The organism is Bartonella sp. MU70NMGDW (assembly GCF_042194085.1).
GTDB classification, from domain to species: domain Bacteria; phylum Pseudomonadota; class Alphaproteobacteria; order Rhizobiales; family Rhizobiaceae; genus Bartonella; species Bartonella grahamii.
Map to the genome: position 1 here is coordinate 15051 of NZ_JBHIMK010000014.1, position 17537 is coordinate 32587.

Sequence of the window (17537 nt, forward strand, 5' to 3'; positions counted from 1 at the left end):
TTTATTCCATTTTAGATGCTCAGTTTTTGTCACATATGCCAAGGGTAAAATATGACTTATCAAAAATATATCTCCATTCGCGGTGCACGTGAGCATAACCTTAAAAATATTGATCTCGATCTGCCTCGTGACAAACTCATTGTTATAACAGGACTTTCTGGATCAGGAAAATCATCCTTAGCTTTTGATACAATTTACGCTGAAGGACAACGCCGCTATGTCGAAAGCCTTTCAGCCTATGCACGCCAATTTTTGGAAGTCATGCAAAAACCCGATGTCGACCGCATAGACGGTCTATCTCCAGCTATCTCCATTGAACAAAAGACAACCAGTCGCAACCCTCGTTCAACGGTAGGTACCGTTACTGAAATCCACGACTACATGCGTCTTCTCTTTGCACGTATTGGTATTCCTCATTCTCCTGCGACAGGACTTCCTATTGAAAGCCAAACAGTAAGCCAAATGGTGGATCAAATTATATCCTTACCAGAAGGAACAAGAATTTTTATTATGGCACCCTTGGTGCGAGGACGAAAGGGCGAATATAAAAAAGAGCTAACAGAACTTTTAAAAAGAGGATTTCAACGCGCTAAAGTTGATGGAAAATTCTATGAAATCGCCGATATTCCACCTCTTGATAAAAAATATAAACACGACATCGATGTCGTGGTAGACCGCATTGTTGTACAAAAAGATATCACCTCTCGCTTGGCTGATAGTATAGAAACCTGTTTACAATTAGCAAATGGACTTGCCATAGCTGAAATGGCAGACCAGCCCTTGGCACAAAAAGAAACGACAAAGGAATCTGCTCATAAATCAAAAAATGATACACACAAACGGCTCATTTTTTCAGAAAAGTTTTCTTGCCCTATATCTGGTTTTTCTATTCCTGAAATTGAACCACGCCTTTTTTCGTTCAATAATCCTTTCGGAGCCTGCCCTCTCTGCGATGGATTAGGTATAAAAAAGGCAATGGATCCACTAAAAATTGTGCCAAATAAAAATCTTACCCTAAAGAATGGAGCCATTGCTCCTTGGGCTAAATCGGATTCACTTTATTACAGACAAACCTTAGAAGCATTAGGAAAAGCTTACGGTTTCAAACTCACAGATCAATGGTGTGAACTCTCTAATGAAGCACAACAGGCAATTCTCTACGGTACAAAAAAAGATGAAATCTCTTTTATCTATAAAAATAATTCTGGTTCGCATAAAACAACCCAACCTTTTGAAGGAATTATCCCCAATATGGAGAGACGCTGGAAAGAAACCGATTCTGCTTGGTCTCGAGAAGAAATCGAACGTTATATGTCTTCTTCGCCTTGCCCAGCTTGTCATGGTTATCGTTTAAAACCAGAGGCACTTGCTGTAAAAATCCACGGAATGCATATTGGGCAAATATCAGATCTTTCTATTCTAAAGGCAGATGATTGGTTTGCCAATATTCATCAATATCTCACAGAAAAACAACGTAATATCGCTATACGTATTTTAAAAGAAATTCGCGAACGTTTAGCTTTTTTAAATCATGTAGGATTGGAATATCTTACCTTGTCTCGAACTTCAGGAACGCTTTCAGGTGGAGAAAGTCAACGCATTCGGTTAGCATCCCAAATTGGTTCTGGTCTTACAGGCGTTCTTTATATTTTAGATGAACCATCTATCGGTTTACACCAACGCGATAATGAACGCCTTTTGGAAATGCTGCGCCATTTACGCAATCTTGGCAATACAGTTATTGTCGTTGAACATGATGAAGACGCTATTCTCACAGCAGATCATGTTGTCGATATGGGCCCTGCCGCGGGCGTTCATGGCGGAGAAATCATAGCGCAAGGGACACCACAGGAAATTATAGAAAATTCAGCCTCTCTCACAGGACAATACCTTTCAGGAAAAATGGCTGTTAAAATACCTGCCAAACGACGTAAAATATCAAAAATGAAAACACTTAAAGTCATCGGTGCCAAAGGAAATAACCTCAAAAATATCAATGCGAATATTCCTCTTGGAACCTTTACATGTGTAACCGGTGTTTCTGGAGGAGGAAAATCAACATTTCTTATTGAAACACTTTTCAAAGCAGCATCACATCATATCATGGGCTCTCATTACAGCCCTGCCAGCTATGACAAAATTGAAGGATTAGAATTTCTTGATAAAGTCATTGATATCAACCAGTCCCCCATTGGACGCACCCCACGCTCTAATCCCGCAACCTATACAGGCGCTTTTACACCGATTCGTGAGTGGTTTGCCGATCTTCCAGAATCAAAAGCCCGTGGTTACAAAGCTGGTCGTTTTTCATTTAATGTTAAAGGAGGACGTTGCGAAGCATGTCAAGGTGATGGAGTCATAAAAATTGAAATGCACTTTTTACCTGATGTCTATGTTACTTGCGATGTCTGTAAAGGAAAACGCTATAATCGAGAAACACTAGAAATAAAATTCAAAGGACAGTCTATAGCCGATATTTTGGATATGACAATTGAAAAAGCAGAGGAATTTTTCCAAGCTATTCCCGCTATTCATAATAAAATGGAAACTCTCATTAAAGTAGGATTAGGTTACATAAAAGTAGGACAGCAAGCAACCACACTTTCTGGTGGGGAAGCACAACGTGTGAAACTTGCGAAAGAACTTTCACGTAAAACAACGGGACGTACACTCTATATTTTGGATGAACCGACAACAGGTTTACATTTTCACGATATTTCCAAACTTCTTGAAGTGCTGCATGAACTAGTCGAGCAAGGCAACACAGTTATAGTCATTGAACATAACCTCGATGTTATAAAGACAGCCGACTGGATTATTGATTTAGGACCCGAAGGTGGAGATCGTGGTGGCGAAATCGTTGCAATTGGACGCCCTGAAGACATCATTAAGGTCCCCGCTTCCTACACAGGAAAATTTCTAAAAGATGTTTTACTGCGCCCCTCTCTCTATAATTCCAATTCTTAAAAACGGTTTCCATTGTAAAATAAATCATACGAACAAAGCCTGTACTTCTATTGTTACCTTGTAAACACCAACACCTAATTCCAGTGGTGCAACATGTTTAAAGCAAAGGCTGAAACAATTTAGCGCTTTATAAGCTGTTTCAATTTTCGTATTGCCTATAGGAACGCACGCATAATTGCGTATTTATTCTCTGTTTTGTTTATATCTGAAACGACCAAACAGCCCAATTTGGAAAGAATACGAAGTTTTAGGATATAAATAAGTTCCTATCTTTACATCTTCTTTTAATTTATCTTTACGATTTTCAAAGGTATCCGCAGCAGTATCTTATAATGAAGATTGCCCATTGCTTCACGCTTTTGTTTATCGCGTTCCTTAATGGAATCACATTCCTCACGAAGAGACAAAACGCTCCAAACAAAATATATTTGCGTTGCCAAATCACACATCTGTTTTAAAGAAATATTTCTCAACGCTCTCAAGCCCATTTCACAACGGTACCTAATGCTATAATGATAAATCCACTATTGTACACAACCATCTTTACGTTTATGAAGGAGCATGATCGGCATCATCACACTCTTTTCCAATATTTTTGTATCCCCCTACTCCCTAATATTGCAAAACCTTTAGTTATCGAAAGCTTTCATAAAAAGCATGTTATTTTTTCAAATGTTTTTATCCACACACTCGTACTATTCATGATATACAAAGGTATCGTTTTGATTGATTGACGATAAAAAGATCTAAAATGAGAAAATCTTACGCTATTAGAGTTTCTCATTCCGTATAGAAAACGTCTAATTATCCTTATAAGTCAACGTATTATCTAACAAAAAAAACAAAACTCTTTTATTATATTATTTTAATTCTTGTACAAAAATTGTAAGATTTCTTCCCAAAAAACAGTATTTGACTTTATTCTACAAAAGAAACTCTCCTAAAAGAGCATAGAGTGTCATTATTTTCGACTTTTTGTGCACAAAGTATCTGTTGGACATCTTACAGTTGTCAATATAATGTGATGCAGTCTAAAAAGACAAAATAACGTTGGAGATAATTTCAGCATGAAAAAAATTGAAGCCATTATAAAACCTTTCAAACTTGATGAAGTGAAAGAAGCGCTTCAAAAAATTGGGTTACATGGTATTACAGTAACAGAAGCGAAAGGTTTTGGCCATCAAAGGGAGCATACAGAACTTTATCGTGGCACGAAATATGTTGTTGACTTTCTACCTAAAGTAAAGATTGAAATTGTTGTGTCCGATGAAAAACTGGAACAAACTGTTGATGCAATACGTAAAGCAGCTCAAACCAAACATATAGGAGATGGAAAGATATTTGTCTTTTCCATTGATGATGCCATTCGTATAGGCACCGACGAAACTGGTATCGATGCCCTTTAATAAATAATGAGAAAATTCACTTTTTTATCCACCTCAACGCCATATTAAGGAAATTGAATATGACAACCGCATCAGATATTATCAAACAGATTACAGACAATGAAATCCGTTTTGTTGATTTACGTTTTACTGATCCACGAGGAAAATTGCATCACATTACAATGGATATCGCAGAGATCAGCGAGGATACTTTTAGTGATGGTGTCATGTTTGATGGTTCTTCAATTGCTGGTTGGAAAACAATTAATGAATCTGACATGGTTTTAATGCCAGATCCAGAAACAGCACATATTGATCCTTTTTTTGCTCAATCCACTTTGGTTATATTTTGTAATGTACTTGATCCTGTCTCTGGTGAATTTTATCGTAGAGATCCTCGTTCTATCGCCAAAAGGGCTGAGGTTTATATGAAATCTTTAGGCATTGGAGATACAATTAATGTAGGTCCAGAAGCAGAGTTTTTTATCTTTGATGATGTGCGCTATAAAACGGATCCTTACAACACAGGGTTTAAACTCGATTCAAGTGAACTTCCCTCCAATGATGACACGGAATATGAAACAGGCAATCTAGGGCATCGCCCACGAATAAAGGGAGGATACCTTCCTGTTCCGCCGATTGATTCCTGCCAAGATATGCGTTCTGAAATGCTCACAGCACTCAAGGATATGGGCGTACAGGTCGAAAAACACCATCACGAAGTAGCAGCAGGCCAACATGAATTGGGTATTCGTTTTGATACACTCGTTCGCGAAGCTGACAAGATGCAAATTTTTAAATATGTTGTACATCAAATAGCAAACAGTTATGGGAAAACAGCAACCTTCATGCCAAAACCAGTTTTTGGTGATAACGGCTCTGGAATGCATGTCCACATCTCCATTTGGAAAGATGGCAAACCCATTTTTGCAGGAAATGAATATGCCGGTCTATCAGAAACCTGTTTATTTTTTATCGGTGGTGTTATTAAGCACGCAAAAGCAATCAATGCTTTTACAAACCCATCCACAAACTCCTATAAACGTTTGGTTCCTGGTTATGAAGCTCCTGTTCTTCTTGCCTATTCAGCACGTAATCGTTCTGCATCTTGCCGTATTCCAATGAGCTCCTCACCAAATTCAAAACGCGTAGAAGTTCGTTTTCCAGATCCAACAGCAAATCCCTATTTGGCATTTGCAGCCCTTTTAATGGCTGGTCTTGATGGCATCAAAAACAAAATTCATCCCGGACATGCTATGGATAAAGATCTTTATGATCTTCCCTTAAAAGAACTCAAAGAAATCCCTACTGTTTCAGGAAGTCTGCGTGAAGCGCTTGAAGCACTTGACAAAGATCGTGGCTTTCTTAAAGCTGGCGACGTTTTTGATGATGATCAGATTAATTCCTTCATTCAAGTAAAGATGCAAGAAGTCTTGCGCTACGAAACAACACCTCATCCTGTTGAATTTGATATGTACTATTCTGTTTAAACAATCAATACGCATTCTTCTGATTTTTAAAATGGAGGCAAAAGCCTCCATTTTTGTGGATATTCTTCTCATGCAAAAGCGCAAGAGGCTTTTTGCTCATCCGCTTTTCCTTTATAATGTGTTGAATCTCTTCAAATGAACTAACAAGGTCTCTAATGCCGCGAATTTGTTTTCTCGTTCCCTTTCTTTTATGCATTGTCTTTATCACATCAACAACTCAAGCACATACGATAACCAATCAAAAACTCATAGCTCTTGAAAAAGCGGCATCCGCTTATAGTAAAGCACTTAAAAATGCCGATGCAAATGTCATCTTAAATGCTATTCCTCCCCAAATCATCAACCGCTTAACCGCTAAAAAAAATCTTAGTCAATCACAATTTCGACAAATCATGAAAAGCCAAATAGAACGGTTGGCAGAAAGTTACAAGATTGAAACGATCAACATTGACCAAAAACAAAAACGTGAAGGTACACTTGATAATGGCACCCCTTATTTTGTTATACCCGTGGAGCTTGTAACCACAACAAATGCTGGAAAAAAATGCTCTATTCAAACTGAAATTATTGCCCTACTTCACGATAACCAATGGTATTTTATCCGTAGGAATGACGAAACGCTCTTAAACATAACCAATGAACTATTTCCTGGACTTGAAAAAGTAAAAATCAATCCCCAAAAAGTCACAAAAATACTCTGAGTGAAAAGAACGCACGTAAATAAAAGATTTACCCCTATAAACAAGTTGTAACAATTGTAGCAGCAGCCTTAAATTCAACTTTTTTATGAGCACGGCGTACCATTGTTTCTTTATCTATTCCCCATTGTTCCATCATCCAATCTTCATCTAAATGGGCAATAGACCAAGCATGATCAGCATCAATATTTCCCGCAGCAACAGCAAGAGCAATGAGAGCAGATCCCGTTAAGGTTGTCATCATATGAAGTGCGGCAAGCATATAAGGAGACTCAACGCTACGTAAATAATGACTCACAGCTTGAAGTGCTTCTGGTGATTGTTCCACATGCATCAGCCCTTCTGTCAAATAAAACCTTGCACCCAGTTTTTTTTCTGCCCAGTCTAATAAAGGATCCCATTGCTCAGATTGTTTTTGCACCAACTCTTTAGGTGTCTGTGCACGATAAAAGATCATATCACACGCAACGAAACGCAATAAATCTTCAAAAACAACCTGCATATCATCAGCGATACCATCAATAACAGTATTAACCAAACGCGTCATCGGCATTTTTGCAGGATCAACAACGTGCTTTTGGTTCTCAAATTCCTGAGCAACATATTCAGCAAACACTTCTGTTGGCACATGAAAATGACGCCTTGCGGGCGTTTTTACGGGACGTTCATCCAACAAAATCGTAAAGCCGACCTCCTCACAAGCGATCTTCACTTGCTTATAAAACCGTTTTGGGTGTGATTGGCATGAAAGATTTTGAATCTTTTGAACAGAACTTGTTTTATTCTTATTCAATGGCATATCAAAATGATCCAAAATCTCACGCATATTTGTTTACCTCTGATCTTTTCAAGAAAGCGACTGTTTTATCCAAGTTTTATACACTTTAATAAGATTAATCCGACCTTCCCATGCCTCAAAGAAGAAAAAAGATCTTGCCAATCCCAATCTGATTAAAGAGTTATATTTCATGTTTCTTTTACAAACAAGACAATGATAATATCTTTTCATATATTCAATACAGTCATGAATATAGAATAATTTTTTAAAGTATTATCTTAATTAAAAAGTTTAATACATTGAATATGATAATAAAGGTGATCACGTTTTATCATTTTTCTTATTATCCACCTACAATAATGTTATCGACACGGACAGCTTCAAAAATACTTTTTGCAAAATATTAAAGCCAAAAAGTTCATCATCCCCAAAATGATAGAACAGTGTGCTTTACGTGTCATTTACCTTCGCTTAACCATTCCAATAATTCTCTAACATATCCAATAAATACCCCTTGCATAGAATTTTTCCTGCTCAATCACTCCCCTAAACGACGGTGTTTTACAGCATGATAGAATAATGAAAAGACCAAATTATATCGTAAATTTGCTCTCACATATACATTATTTTATAAAGCACTAAATTACTTAACGCATTGTGCTTGATATACTCTACATATTGCACTAGTTTAAATTTAGGCATATAATTATAAAGAATAGAGATCATGCAATCTGAAAATAATACTTTTATCTATACACTTATCCCTGCAGATACTAACTGCACAGCTGCAGCACAATAGTGGCTTGACAATCACAATCAAAATATTTTGTCCACTGACTCGAGATCCCGTATTATCTTATACACAACTCTTGAAGAAGCATTTAATGAACTTGCTCAGAAAAAGGATGGATATCTCTTAAGCTGTGCTGCTTACCCTGATTTGCATACACTCATATTTACCCGTTTAGGTGATATGCAATTATTTGACAGCTTTATCATGCCTACTCACTCTATGGTTTTAGCTAAACGCAATAACGCTGATAAAATTAAAACCGTAGCGACTCATTCTGCCCCGCAATCTTTGGTAGCTCATCAATATGACAAAGTATTTGCCAACAGCAATGCTGATGCAGCCGTTCTTTGTAAGGCTGAAAAAGCCGATGCTTGTATCACAACATCGGTTGCGGCAAATCGCTATAGGCTGAGTATTGTCGAAAATTTTGGACAAGTGCCAATGGCCTTTTTGCTCCACTCACTAAAGTCAACTAATCATGAAAAAATCTGAAGCGCTTCTTTCCATTGTTAACTTGGTTGACAAATTCCGTATGCGCCAAGAACGAGATGGGAGCATTAAGGAACCAACTTCAGCAGATAATAATATGATCAATGAATTGATCACTCTGCTGAACCACCATGCCAATATTCTTGACGGATTATCTCCAAAACTTTTAGCGACCATTTCTGATGATCTTCATCAGTGGATAATCAGCGGTTTAACGACCCCTCCTAAATTTGATAACACTTTGGCTGCTTTCAAAGCCCATTACCAGATGCTCCCTTGTTTTTCTTGGCTCCAATGCGTGCAACAAATGGACCTGATCCAGAAGGATTCCGGCTGGAATTAGTTACAGGATATCGTCATGAAACGGCCTATCTGGCTGACGCCTCAAAATATACAAATAATTATGTATCACCATTTCAATGTATAAAAATGGGAATAGCATCAAGAGGTTTTTTAGAAGGCAATTGCATTGTTCTATTCCCAGAATCTGTAGCGGCTGCTCAAAAAATTGATAAGCAAGCATTTGCTTTGTTTTTTTTCAGTAAATTCTTTGATATTTACAATAAGCAAACAATTGTGGAAGCTGAACGTTTACTCGGTCGAGATAGTAAATTCCTGTTCGGTCAATTGCATAGTCGTAACTTATCTAAAAAAGACATTTACGATGCTCGCTGTTTGTGGGGCTATTATCATGACTATGCACATCATACCGGACCGCGGCCATTGGATAAAAATCTGTATATAAAATTAAATTGGTTTACAGGTCTTCTAGAAGAAACTAAAGTTGATTTAATTACAGTGCGTATTATGCTACAAAATCATCCAAAATTTTGGAAAGAAATAACTGAATTTGTCCTATTAGAACGCATATTTCGTTATCCACAAGATTCTGATCAGCATATGACATTCGATGCTGGTACAGGGATCTTGCTTTTTGAAATATTGATGCGGAACAAAGCATTGATTGAAACAAATCAAGGTTATCTTCAATTTGATTTGGAGCGTCTTGAAAAAGTAATAATATTGATGATAGCAGATATAGAAGCACTTGAAGCATTAGATGATGACGCTTATTTGGCAGGAGCTAAAGATTATATCCAAAATAATCTTGGAAAGCCGCAAACTTCACAGTCACGATTTAATTTTTCAACATCATATTATGCACAGCGAGTGATTAGAGGATTAAATCATTGAGTTTTATAAAAGGACGGTTACTATTATTTACTTTTGCCATTCTAGCATTGTTTTCCATAAGTTGGTTATTATCTAAGAATTTGGTTAGCAATATACCCGTCATGCATGCGGTTGGACTTAGGTTGTTTGCCACCGCTGCCACCTTATGGCTGATTGCAATATTTCGTGAGAAAGCTGTTTTCAGATCCCTACCATTGCTTTCCATGATACCTTCTTTTTTAATTCTCTCAGTGTTAGGATTTTCGCTGTATTTTGTATGCAGTTTTGGCGCATTAAAATCACTCAAAGCCAGTGATTTAACCATGGTGCTCGCTACTATTCCAGGTATTACCTACATATTGGGTGCACTGACGAATAGCCTTACGTTCTCATGGTTAAAACTTATCGGTATGATCATTGTCAGTGTAGCGGCTATAGCATTTAATATAAACAGTGCAGAGGGTGGATATTACAGCCTAATAGGAACAGCTCTTGCTTTAACAGCAGCACTTTCTTACTCTGCTTATGGCTTATTGTCTAAACGTTATCTTAAAAATTTACCTTTGCTCACCTCATTGGCTTGGATCACGACAATTTCTGCAGCATCATTTATGCCATTATTTATTTTTGATCCTGCCCCACTCTTATATCTTAAGTTAGAAGATATATTTAAAATATTGATTTTAGGAACTGTTTGCTCGGCACCAGTTTACGTATTATACTAAAAAGTTTTAGCCGAAGGAGGCGTATTATACGCCAACACTATCGGCGTATTATCCTCTTTTGCAGTGATTGCATGTGAATGGATAATCGGCTCGAGCCCTTCTCTCAATATGATCAAAATAATTGCTATGATTGTAGTTGTTATAGGGATGACACTCTTATTTATAGATGCATCAAAGGTATCTACATGGCAACATAAACGCCATTCTCAAAACTCCAAATTTAATGAGGAAACAAAATGAAAAAACTCGCGTTAGTTTGCCAGCGCAATGCAAAATTACCATTTATATTTGAAGCAGCACAAGCAGCTAATATCGAATTAGTAATGATCTATGATACCGCTGAAAGCGTTCCCTCTCAACACCCTGCAGCAGTAACTTCAACTTGGCAACTTCCTGTTTTTGATAACCCAGAGGCAGCTCTAGACACTTTTGCAACGGGAGCAAAAGAACGCAATATTTCTGGGGTTATGACCCTTCGCGAAGAAGCCATCCTATGGACAGCTTTGGCTGCAAAAAAAATCAATACTCCAAGTATTGAACCAGAAGTAGCAGCATTAACCAGAAATAAATATCTCATGCGTCAAGCTTTTGCTAAAGCAGGCTTAAGAACACCAAGATTCTTTTATATAGATAATCCAGAAGACCTATCACAAATACAAGCCTTGGATTATCCACTCGTTATTAAACCCGTCTCTGGATGGGCAAGTGCAGGCGTAATGTTAGCTAAAAATTCCGCCAAACTTCCTGATCTCATTAAAGCCGTATGGAATGTTCAGTATAAAGACATGGCACGTTTTAATGATAAAAATAAACCTGTAGGTTTAGTTATAGAACAGTATTTGCCAGGAAAAGAGTTTGTCGTAGAATGCTTTGTTGATACAGCAGGTGTACATGTTCTGACCGTTGGAGACAAGGGACAGCCTGAGGGACCATGGTTTGAAGAAACAATTTATCGTCAACGCTGCGATATAGATGATCCTTTAATTATTGCTTTATGTGAGGCTGCATGCTCTGGAGTTAAAGCTCTTGGCATAAATATGGGTGCTGCCCATGTAGAGCTACGTCTAGATGCTAATAATTTACCTTATATAATTGAGATCGGCGCTCGTATAGGTGGATCAGGTGTCTCCCATTTTATTGTTGAGAAAGGTACAGGGATTTCATTTGCAAAACTATGTATGAATGCCGCTTTAGCTGAACCAAACCCAAACCTTCCCGATATACTCCCAGCTGAAAAAGTGGCTGCAAATTACATTATTCCTCTTCGTGGTCATGGACGGTTTTCTGGATTTTTTGGTCTAGATAAGGTTGCGCAGCATCCTCAAACCGCCAGAACTATCATTTTCTTTGAAACCAATCATACTTCACCACCTCCACCAGCATTTGGTGGATATCCTGGTTTTATTTTCTCTGTTCATAACTCAAACGAAGAAGCACGCAATTACCATAAATGGCTTGATGACACCTTAAGCATCATATGGAAACACCACGTTTATCAATAGTCCGATAAAGATATTTCTACTGACCCTCAACTTTGATATAAATCTTATCGATACAAATGAAGTCACAATGCGAATGCGAATGCCTAAAACTTCGCAAATATCTTTCCATTAAAGATGCATATTTCAAAAAACAGAAATTGAGGGAAATATGATCTACTTTTACACCCCATTTTAATAAAAGCTCTTCAATGTTTCTGTATTTGAAACAATAATAAAAACTTCTAAACGACTTTTTCGATACGACCAACCTCTTCTCCCCACGTCTCAAAGAAGAAAAAAAGATCTTACAGCCCCCACTCTGATTTAAAAGTTATATTTCATATCTATTTCACAAATAAGACATGATCTTCTTCACATATTCAATACAGCCATTAGAACAATTTTTTAAAGCATTTATCATTATAAGAACTGAAGATGTTGAATTTGATGGTAAAAGTGTTCAAGCTTTACCACTTTTCTCATGATCCACCTACAATAATGCTATCGATACGAACAGCTTCAAAAACGCTTTTTACAAAATTTAAAAGCATAAAAATGCGTATTATCCACGAAACAATAGCGCTTTATATTTGACATATGCCCTCCTTTGCTTAACAGCAAAAGCTCTTAAATCAACAGTCAACACACCTCCCTGCCTTTCATGATTGATATCAGCAACTTCAAACGACAATACTTTACAGCATAATAGGATAATAAAGCTACTATTTTAAAAAGCTGATGACGAATACATCCAAAATATCTATAGCCAAAATAACACAAATAGATTTACAGTCTCATTATCAATTTTTTTGAAACATTTAAGCCCCCCTATCAACCAGATAAAAAAATAAATCAACGTGATCCTTTCATACTTATTAAAACACATGATGCCATTATTAAAAGAAGCAATTAAAATTGCTGCACTATCAATGGTTTAAATCAAGGAAATAAAACAAAACTTTAAAAATCACATTTATTATTTTTAAAACGATTTATTAAAAATGATAGCGCAAACCACCAGAAAAATGAACTCCAGAAAAACCAGCCTTGGTTAACCTATGCTGATAGCTAAGATCACTGTGAAGTGTAACTTTAGAAGAAAACTGCGCATTAATACCCAAACCTGTTTCTAAAGAAGAACCAAAAGAACCCAACTGGAAAACATCTTTAAAATGAACAAATTGTTTTTTACCAAAACGATTAGAAAGATGAATATTACCATAAAAACAAATAATACGATCCTTTTCAGATGCTGAAAATGTTTTATTTAAACGCCCCCCAATACGCACCAACCATTGACCTATTTTTTTCATCTCAACATCAAATCCATCAATATCACGAAACTTATCAAATTGAAGATGTTGATAAATAAGCTGGAGTTGCGGATCAAAAATAAGATCTTCATATCCTGTCATAAACACTTTACCAGCAGAAAACGAAACGTTCAAAGGATTTGCTTTTAATGTCGCCGTCTTACCCCAAGTATGGGTAAGCACATCCCCTTTAAACAAACCATAAGATAAAAGACCATCTACATAAAAACCAGTGTTGTGTTTCACACTACCGTATGTCGTAAATGACCATTTATTAAACGTACTCTTTTGGCTTTGTTCCACATTACGAGGTTGTAAGGAAAGCTTTCCATAGGTTCCCATAATCCCAAAAGATGTTGTACTATATGCGCTCTCTATTGTTTTGAGCAAAATGTTTGTTTTTATAGCGTTATAATCAACGTTACCATCGTACCCATATTTAAGTTTAGAAAGATCTGAGACATAACGATAACTCCCACCATAACCGTGGACAGATAAAGCAAAATTCCCTTCAACTTTTAATAATTTTCGAGGAATAGACTGCGTAACTTGCAATTCCTTTTGTTGATTACTGATATCCATGAGTCCAATATGAAACAAAGCATTCGGTAACAAAAGATAGGTTGGAACTTGTGGAACAACCTCTCTGACCTTTAACTCAGAATGAGGGATAACAGACGTCCCCAAAGAAGGCTGAATATACTTACTTTCAAGGCGAAAATCCCAAAAATGTCCATTTCCTTCAACCAATCTTTGAGAAATTTGTGCATTTCCAAGAGCAGAATCTGGACCATAAGCATGAAGATAATATCGGTAAGGCAACCCTTCTAATGCAATATAAGCACGATTTAACTGAAAAGAATCCTCTGCCGCTTTTCCAGAAACCTGAATAAGTGAAATACTATGAACATTTTCACCGGTTGCTATCTCACCTTGGTTTCCTGTGACAAATTGCACATAAACTGTCGTTTTTCCAGAAACATCACCATGTATCAAAAGCCGATCAGTCTTTTTATTATCGAGCAAACCATCACTACTGAAATGTGTATTGAGATAAATATCAGCACTTTCTTGCGCACTATAAACTTCTTTCTCTCCCTCCCCAATATAAAGTGTCTGATAATCCTGAAAAATTGGAGTTTCAAAAGCAATAAAACTATCAGAAACTTTCACAAATGAAATAAATGAACTTGTGCGGTTTGCAGCTTGCGAAGCTATCTCTCTTCTTTTTGTCAAAAACCATTTTGATCCCCTTGTCAAATAAAGCTCAGCAATAGAATCATCGGCAACACGAGTCCCTCCTATCAATGAAGAAGAATCAGCCAAAATCGCTACAGTCCCTCCCTTTTCAGCTGTTAATAATAAGTCACCAAAAATTTTTGTACCTTCTGTTACTGCAATATAACTACGACTATTATTACTGTGAATAGCTGTTCCATCTGGAACCTCAAAAATCGTCCTTTTCAAAAAGACAAGTCCCTGTTCATACCCATCATTCCCCCCATCCATCTCAAAATACATACCATGTTTATTACCTATTGCTTTAATTGTTGAATCTTCAATATTAACCCGCGAAATTAAAATATTTCCTTCCCTTCCATTATTGGATGGTGTGTTAGAATCTTGTCCAACTGTTAAAACATGAACATCCGTAGAAATAATATTAGTATTTTTTAAATAAACAGAGCCCTGATGTTTTACATTGAAAACTGTATGTGCAATCTTTTCACTTGTATTTTCATTGTCTTCTGTTTTTTGATATTTTGAAGTAATGGTAACACCATCTAAAGTCGCACTCCCCCCTCTCCCCACATAAAGCGCAGCAGCATCATTCACATCAATAAAACCACTTTTCATCTGAATACCCGCATCAGCCCTAACGAAAAGAGCACTCTCTTGACCGATACCCAAACCTTCCACTTTAATTTTTGTATTCGTTAACGTAACAGATGCTCCTCGCTTCTCTGCATAAGCCGCAAACTGAGAAGCCTCAATTGTTCCACGATTAACCTCAATCATTCCACTATCAGCTTTAAGACCTATTGACACATTTTTAAAAGCTGAATCACTCAAAACAACTCTTCCCCCTTGTGATACAGAAACACCATAAATATCTTCTATACCCGCAGTAGCTTCAACCTCTACACGCATTGCCTGAATAACTGTATTTGGCTCCTGCACTACTATAGCAGCAGGCAATATGAGAGAACTACCCTCCCCATTCTTTTCTTTAACAGGTACCGTGAACTTATATACTTTATCACTAATTGTATGCTTTACACCATCACTGCATTTATAAGGCAATTTGTTTTCGTCACATGACAGTGATGTATATGAATGAGAATGCGCCTCAATATTTATATTTAATAAAAAAGAAAAAATAGCTGCTGTAAAAACACACGAATACAAGTGATTTTTAGATACCTTGGTTATCATTGTTTTTCAAAACTCTCTTTTTTTCAACAAAACAAAAAATGCTGGCAAAAAAAACAAACCACGAATTAAACACAATAAGAATAAAACAAATTGATATTTTTTGTTTTTTATGATAAATTATAGCATACTCATAATATGTTTTGTATTTTATGTAAAGAAAGAACAAAAAGTTTAAAAACACCATTTATGATGACAATCTCTTTAAAGAGTGCATCTCAAAAAACGCGAAAAATGTGAATTTCGAAGAGATATAATATTCAATTTATCTCACCACCGAAAAATAAAAATGCAACAAAATGATAACAATTTTTAAGATTTAAACAATCGAACCGTTTTAATAAAAATACGATATAATGAGATATATTATATGAAAGCTATAACAGCATCATTTCTTTAACTACAATAAAAAAACAAAAAATCGCACACTAATTTATAACCTAATGTACACAATTTCTGTATTAAAAATGCTAGTATCTAACAAAAAAATTATCATAAAATGAAAAGATCTTTATATCAAAATTACTTGCATAATACTTTAGATCTTTTGATAAAATCTAAAATACAGTAAAACACTCACCATCTTAAAATTAAAAAACACCAAAATAAAATTTCATCAAAATCAGTTTTATGAAAGCTATCTGTTTATTATCATTAAAGCAGATATTTTAGCAAAGCTATTATTTGACATTCTTTATATTGAATAAATTTCTCTAAACAACAACTCACTATCCTCCACTATCATCATCTGACAACAACACTATTGCTAATCTCGTAGCTGATGAATATAACTATATTGGAGACAAAAGAGCTGTATTTTTCTCTTCTCCCGTTTAATATTTTCATTCAATTATTGATTTAAAATGAGTATTCTACTGTTGATGATCACTTGTGCAAAGCTTTTTTTATTTACTAGCGTTTTTTATCATTCATCAAGACGTAACATCTTTTTCGTCTAATTGGTACACCAAAAATATCATTATCTATAACCTGCTGATACCTTACTACCATTAAATTTGCTAAAAATGAATCACTTCGCGATACTGATAAAAGTAGATTCTCTTTGAATCTTGTGGTTTGTATCGATAACCTGCTTTAGTCATGCATTCATAAATTGCTGCAAACTCACTTGCACACGAATCCATATTTTCAGGAAAAGCGTAGATTGGCTGCCTGCCACATTTGAACAGTGCTTGTGAGATCGTAGATTCATTGACATTGGGCTTTTCTCATAATGCCAAGATCGATTGGAGGAGATTTGCTAACACATCCAGCAGAGCTTAATAAAATTATAACACTCAATAATTTCAATATTTTTCATTTCCCCCCTTCAATATTTACGATAGAAAGGCTGAAAAACTTGTTAGTATTTTCTCGCATACAAGATGGCTAGTACATTAAAAAAAAGAAACCCCGCCCCCCATGCGAGAAAAAGAATATGAGGATTATTGATTACAGAAACATCAATACCTAAGGTTGACATTCAGGTTGTTCTTTATGCTCTTTACAATGAGGACTATTCAAACGCCTCTCTACACTTCGCTGAGGAATAACTGCATCAGGCTGACAAATTGGAAGATTTTCATATTTCTCACACCACTTCACCCTTCCCAATTTATCTCGGAAACCTGCTTGGATCATACATGCATTCTCTGCCTCCTCAGCATTGAATTTCTCATCCATACTTGTTTCCGTATCAAGCCGACCATCCAAATTCTGCACTCCGCATTCCAACAGAGCTTTTTTGATCTCAAGCTGATCTGCGCCGGGCTTTTCCCATGCATCTACAGCTGTTCGAGAAGGCTGTTCTTC

The 17537-nt window shown here is 36.4% G+C and carries 12 protein-coding genes; 9 read left to right on the forward strand and 3 right to left on the reverse strand.

Features of this window, described 5'->3' with window-relative positions:
- Positions 1 to 51: 51 nt before the first annotated feature.
- The 4 genes from uvrA to ACFIKE_RS02675 all read left to right on the forward strand — a co-directional run bounded on the left by uvrA (position 52) and on the right by ACFIKE_RS02675 (position 6543).
- Entirely contained in the window at positions 52 to 2967 is a 2916-nt protein-coding gene (uvrA, locus tag ACFIKE_RS02660) for an excinuclease ABC subunit UvrA (RefSeq protein ID WP_375648338.1), read from the forward strand.
- Between the two features lie 1067 nt (positions 2968 to 4034).
- A complete protein-coding gene (locus ACFIKE_RS02665) occupies positions 4035 to 4373 on the forward strand; it encodes a P-II family nitrogen regulator (RefSeq protein WP_273754282.1) in 339 nt (112 codons plus the stop codon).
- Between the two features lie 59 nt (positions 4374 to 4432).
- Positions 4433 to 5842 carry a type I glutamate--ammonia ligase gene (gene glnA / locus ACFIKE_RS02670; RefSeq protein WP_015856529.1) on the forward strand — a complete coding sequence of 470 codons (1410 nt, stop codon included), beginning with the start codon at positions 4433 to 4435 and terminating at the stop codon, positions 5840 to 5842.
- A 155-nt stretch (positions 5843 to 5997) separates the two neighbouring features.
- Positions 5998 to 6543, forward strand: coding sequence for a hypothetical protein (locus ACFIKE_RS02675; protein ID WP_375625998.1), 546 nt, complete (start codon positions 5998 to 6000; stop codon positions 6541 to 6543).
- 34 nt (positions 6544 to 6577) lie between these two features.
- Here ACFIKE_RS02675 and ACFIKE_RS02680 read toward each other — a convergent pair whose 3' ends face one another.
- The gene (locus ACFIKE_RS02680; protein ID WP_375648339.1) at positions 6578 to 7366 is read right to left on the reverse strand and encodes an ATP12 family chaperone protein; all 789 of its coding nucleotides are present in this window, start codon (positions 7364 to 7366) and stop codon (positions 6578 to 6580) included.
- A 778-nt stretch (positions 7367 to 8144) separates the two neighbouring features.
- On the opposite strand from ACFIKE_RS02680, the gene ACFIKE_RS02685 reads away from it, so the two are divergent.
- From ACFIKE_RS02685 to ACFIKE_RS02705, 5 genes are all read left to right on the forward strand, one after another.
- On the forward strand, positions 8145 to 8603 hold the full coding sequence (locus ACFIKE_RS02685) for a hypothetical protein (protein WP_375648340.1): 459 nt from the start codon (positions 8145 to 8147) through the stop codon (positions 8601 to 8603).
- The gene (locus ACFIKE_RS02690) at positions 8590 to 8943 is read left to right on the forward strand and encodes a hypothetical protein (RefSeq protein WP_375648341.1); all 354 of its coding nucleotides are present in this window, start codon (positions 8590 to 8592) and stop codon (positions 8941 to 8943) included. The genes ACFIKE_RS02685 and ACFIKE_RS02690 overlap by 14 nt, the downstream gene beginning before the upstream one ends.
- Entirely contained in the window at positions 8895 to 9794 is a 900-nt protein-coding gene (locus ACFIKE_RS02695) for a DUF6421 family protein (RefSeq protein WP_375648342.1), read from the forward strand. Before ACFIKE_RS02690 ends, ACFIKE_RS02695 begins: the two co-directional genes overlap by 49 nt.
- 80 nt (positions 9795 to 9874) lie before the next feature.
- Entirely contained in the window at positions 9875 to 10498 is a 624-nt protein-coding gene (locus ACFIKE_RS02700; protein WP_375648346.1) for a DMT family transporter, read from the forward strand.
- Between the two features lie 236 nt (positions 10499 to 10734).
- Positions 10735 to 12000 (forward strand): acetyl-CoA carboxylase biotin carboxylase subunit family protein, encoded by a 1266-nt coding sequence (locus ACFIKE_RS02705; protein ID WP_375648343.1) that lies wholly within the window; start codon positions 10735 to 10737, stop codon positions 11998 to 12000.
- A gap of 974 nt (positions 12001 to 12974) precedes the next feature.
- On the opposite strand, the gene ACFIKE_RS02710 is transcribed toward ACFIKE_RS02705, so the two are convergent.
- Both ACFIKE_RS02710 and ACFIKE_RS02715 read right to left on the reverse strand, forming a co-directional pair.
- The gene (locus ACFIKE_RS02710; protein WP_375648344.1) at positions 12975 to 15728 is read right to left on the reverse strand and encodes an autotransporter outer membrane beta-barrel domain-containing protein; all 2754 of its coding nucleotides are present in this window, start codon (positions 15726 to 15728) and stop codon (positions 12975 to 12977) included.
- Between the two features lie 1467 nt (positions 15729 to 17195).
- Positions 17196 to 17537: hypothetical protein (locus ACFIKE_RS02715; RefSeq protein ID WP_375648345.1), on the reverse strand; the 342-nt coding region annotated here is incomplete at its 5' end.

Bases quoted from the DNA above. Each gene is read 5' to 3' on its own strand.
- uvrA (WP_375648338.1), top strand. From the start codon at position 52: ATGACTTATCAAAAATATATCTCCATTCGCGGTGCACGTGAGCATAAC.
- ACFIKE_RS02665 (WP_273754282.1), top strand. From the start codon at position 4,035: ATGAAAAAAATTGAAGCCATTATAAAACCTTTCAAACTTGATGAAGTG.
- glnA (WP_015856529.1), top strand. From the start codon at position 4,433: ATGACAACCGCATCAGATATTATCAAACAGATTACAGACAATGAAATC.
- ACFIKE_RS02675 (WP_375625998.1), top strand. From the start codon at position 5,998: ATGCCGCGAATTTGTTTTCTCGTTCCCTTTCTTTTATGCATTGTCTTT.
- ACFIKE_RS02680 (WP_375648339.1), bottom strand. From the start codon at position 7,366: ATGCGTGAGATTTTGGATCATTTTGATATGCCATTGAATAAGAATAAA.
- ACFIKE_RS02690 (WP_375648341.1), top strand. From the start codon at position 8,590: ATGAAAAAATCTGAAGCGCTTCTTTCCATTGTTAACTTGGTTGACAAA.
- ACFIKE_RS02695 (WP_375648342.1), top strand. From the start codon at position 8,895: ATGCGTGCAACAAATGGACCTGATCCAGAAGGATTCCGGCTGGAATTA.
- ACFIKE_RS02705 (WP_375648343.1), top strand. From the start codon at position 10,735: ATGAAAAAACTCGCGTTAGTTTGCCAGCGCAATGCAAAATTACCATTT.
- ACFIKE_RS02710 (WP_375648344.1), bottom strand. From the start codon at position 15,728: ATGATAACCAAGGTATCTAAAAATCACTTGTATTCGTGTGTTTTTACA.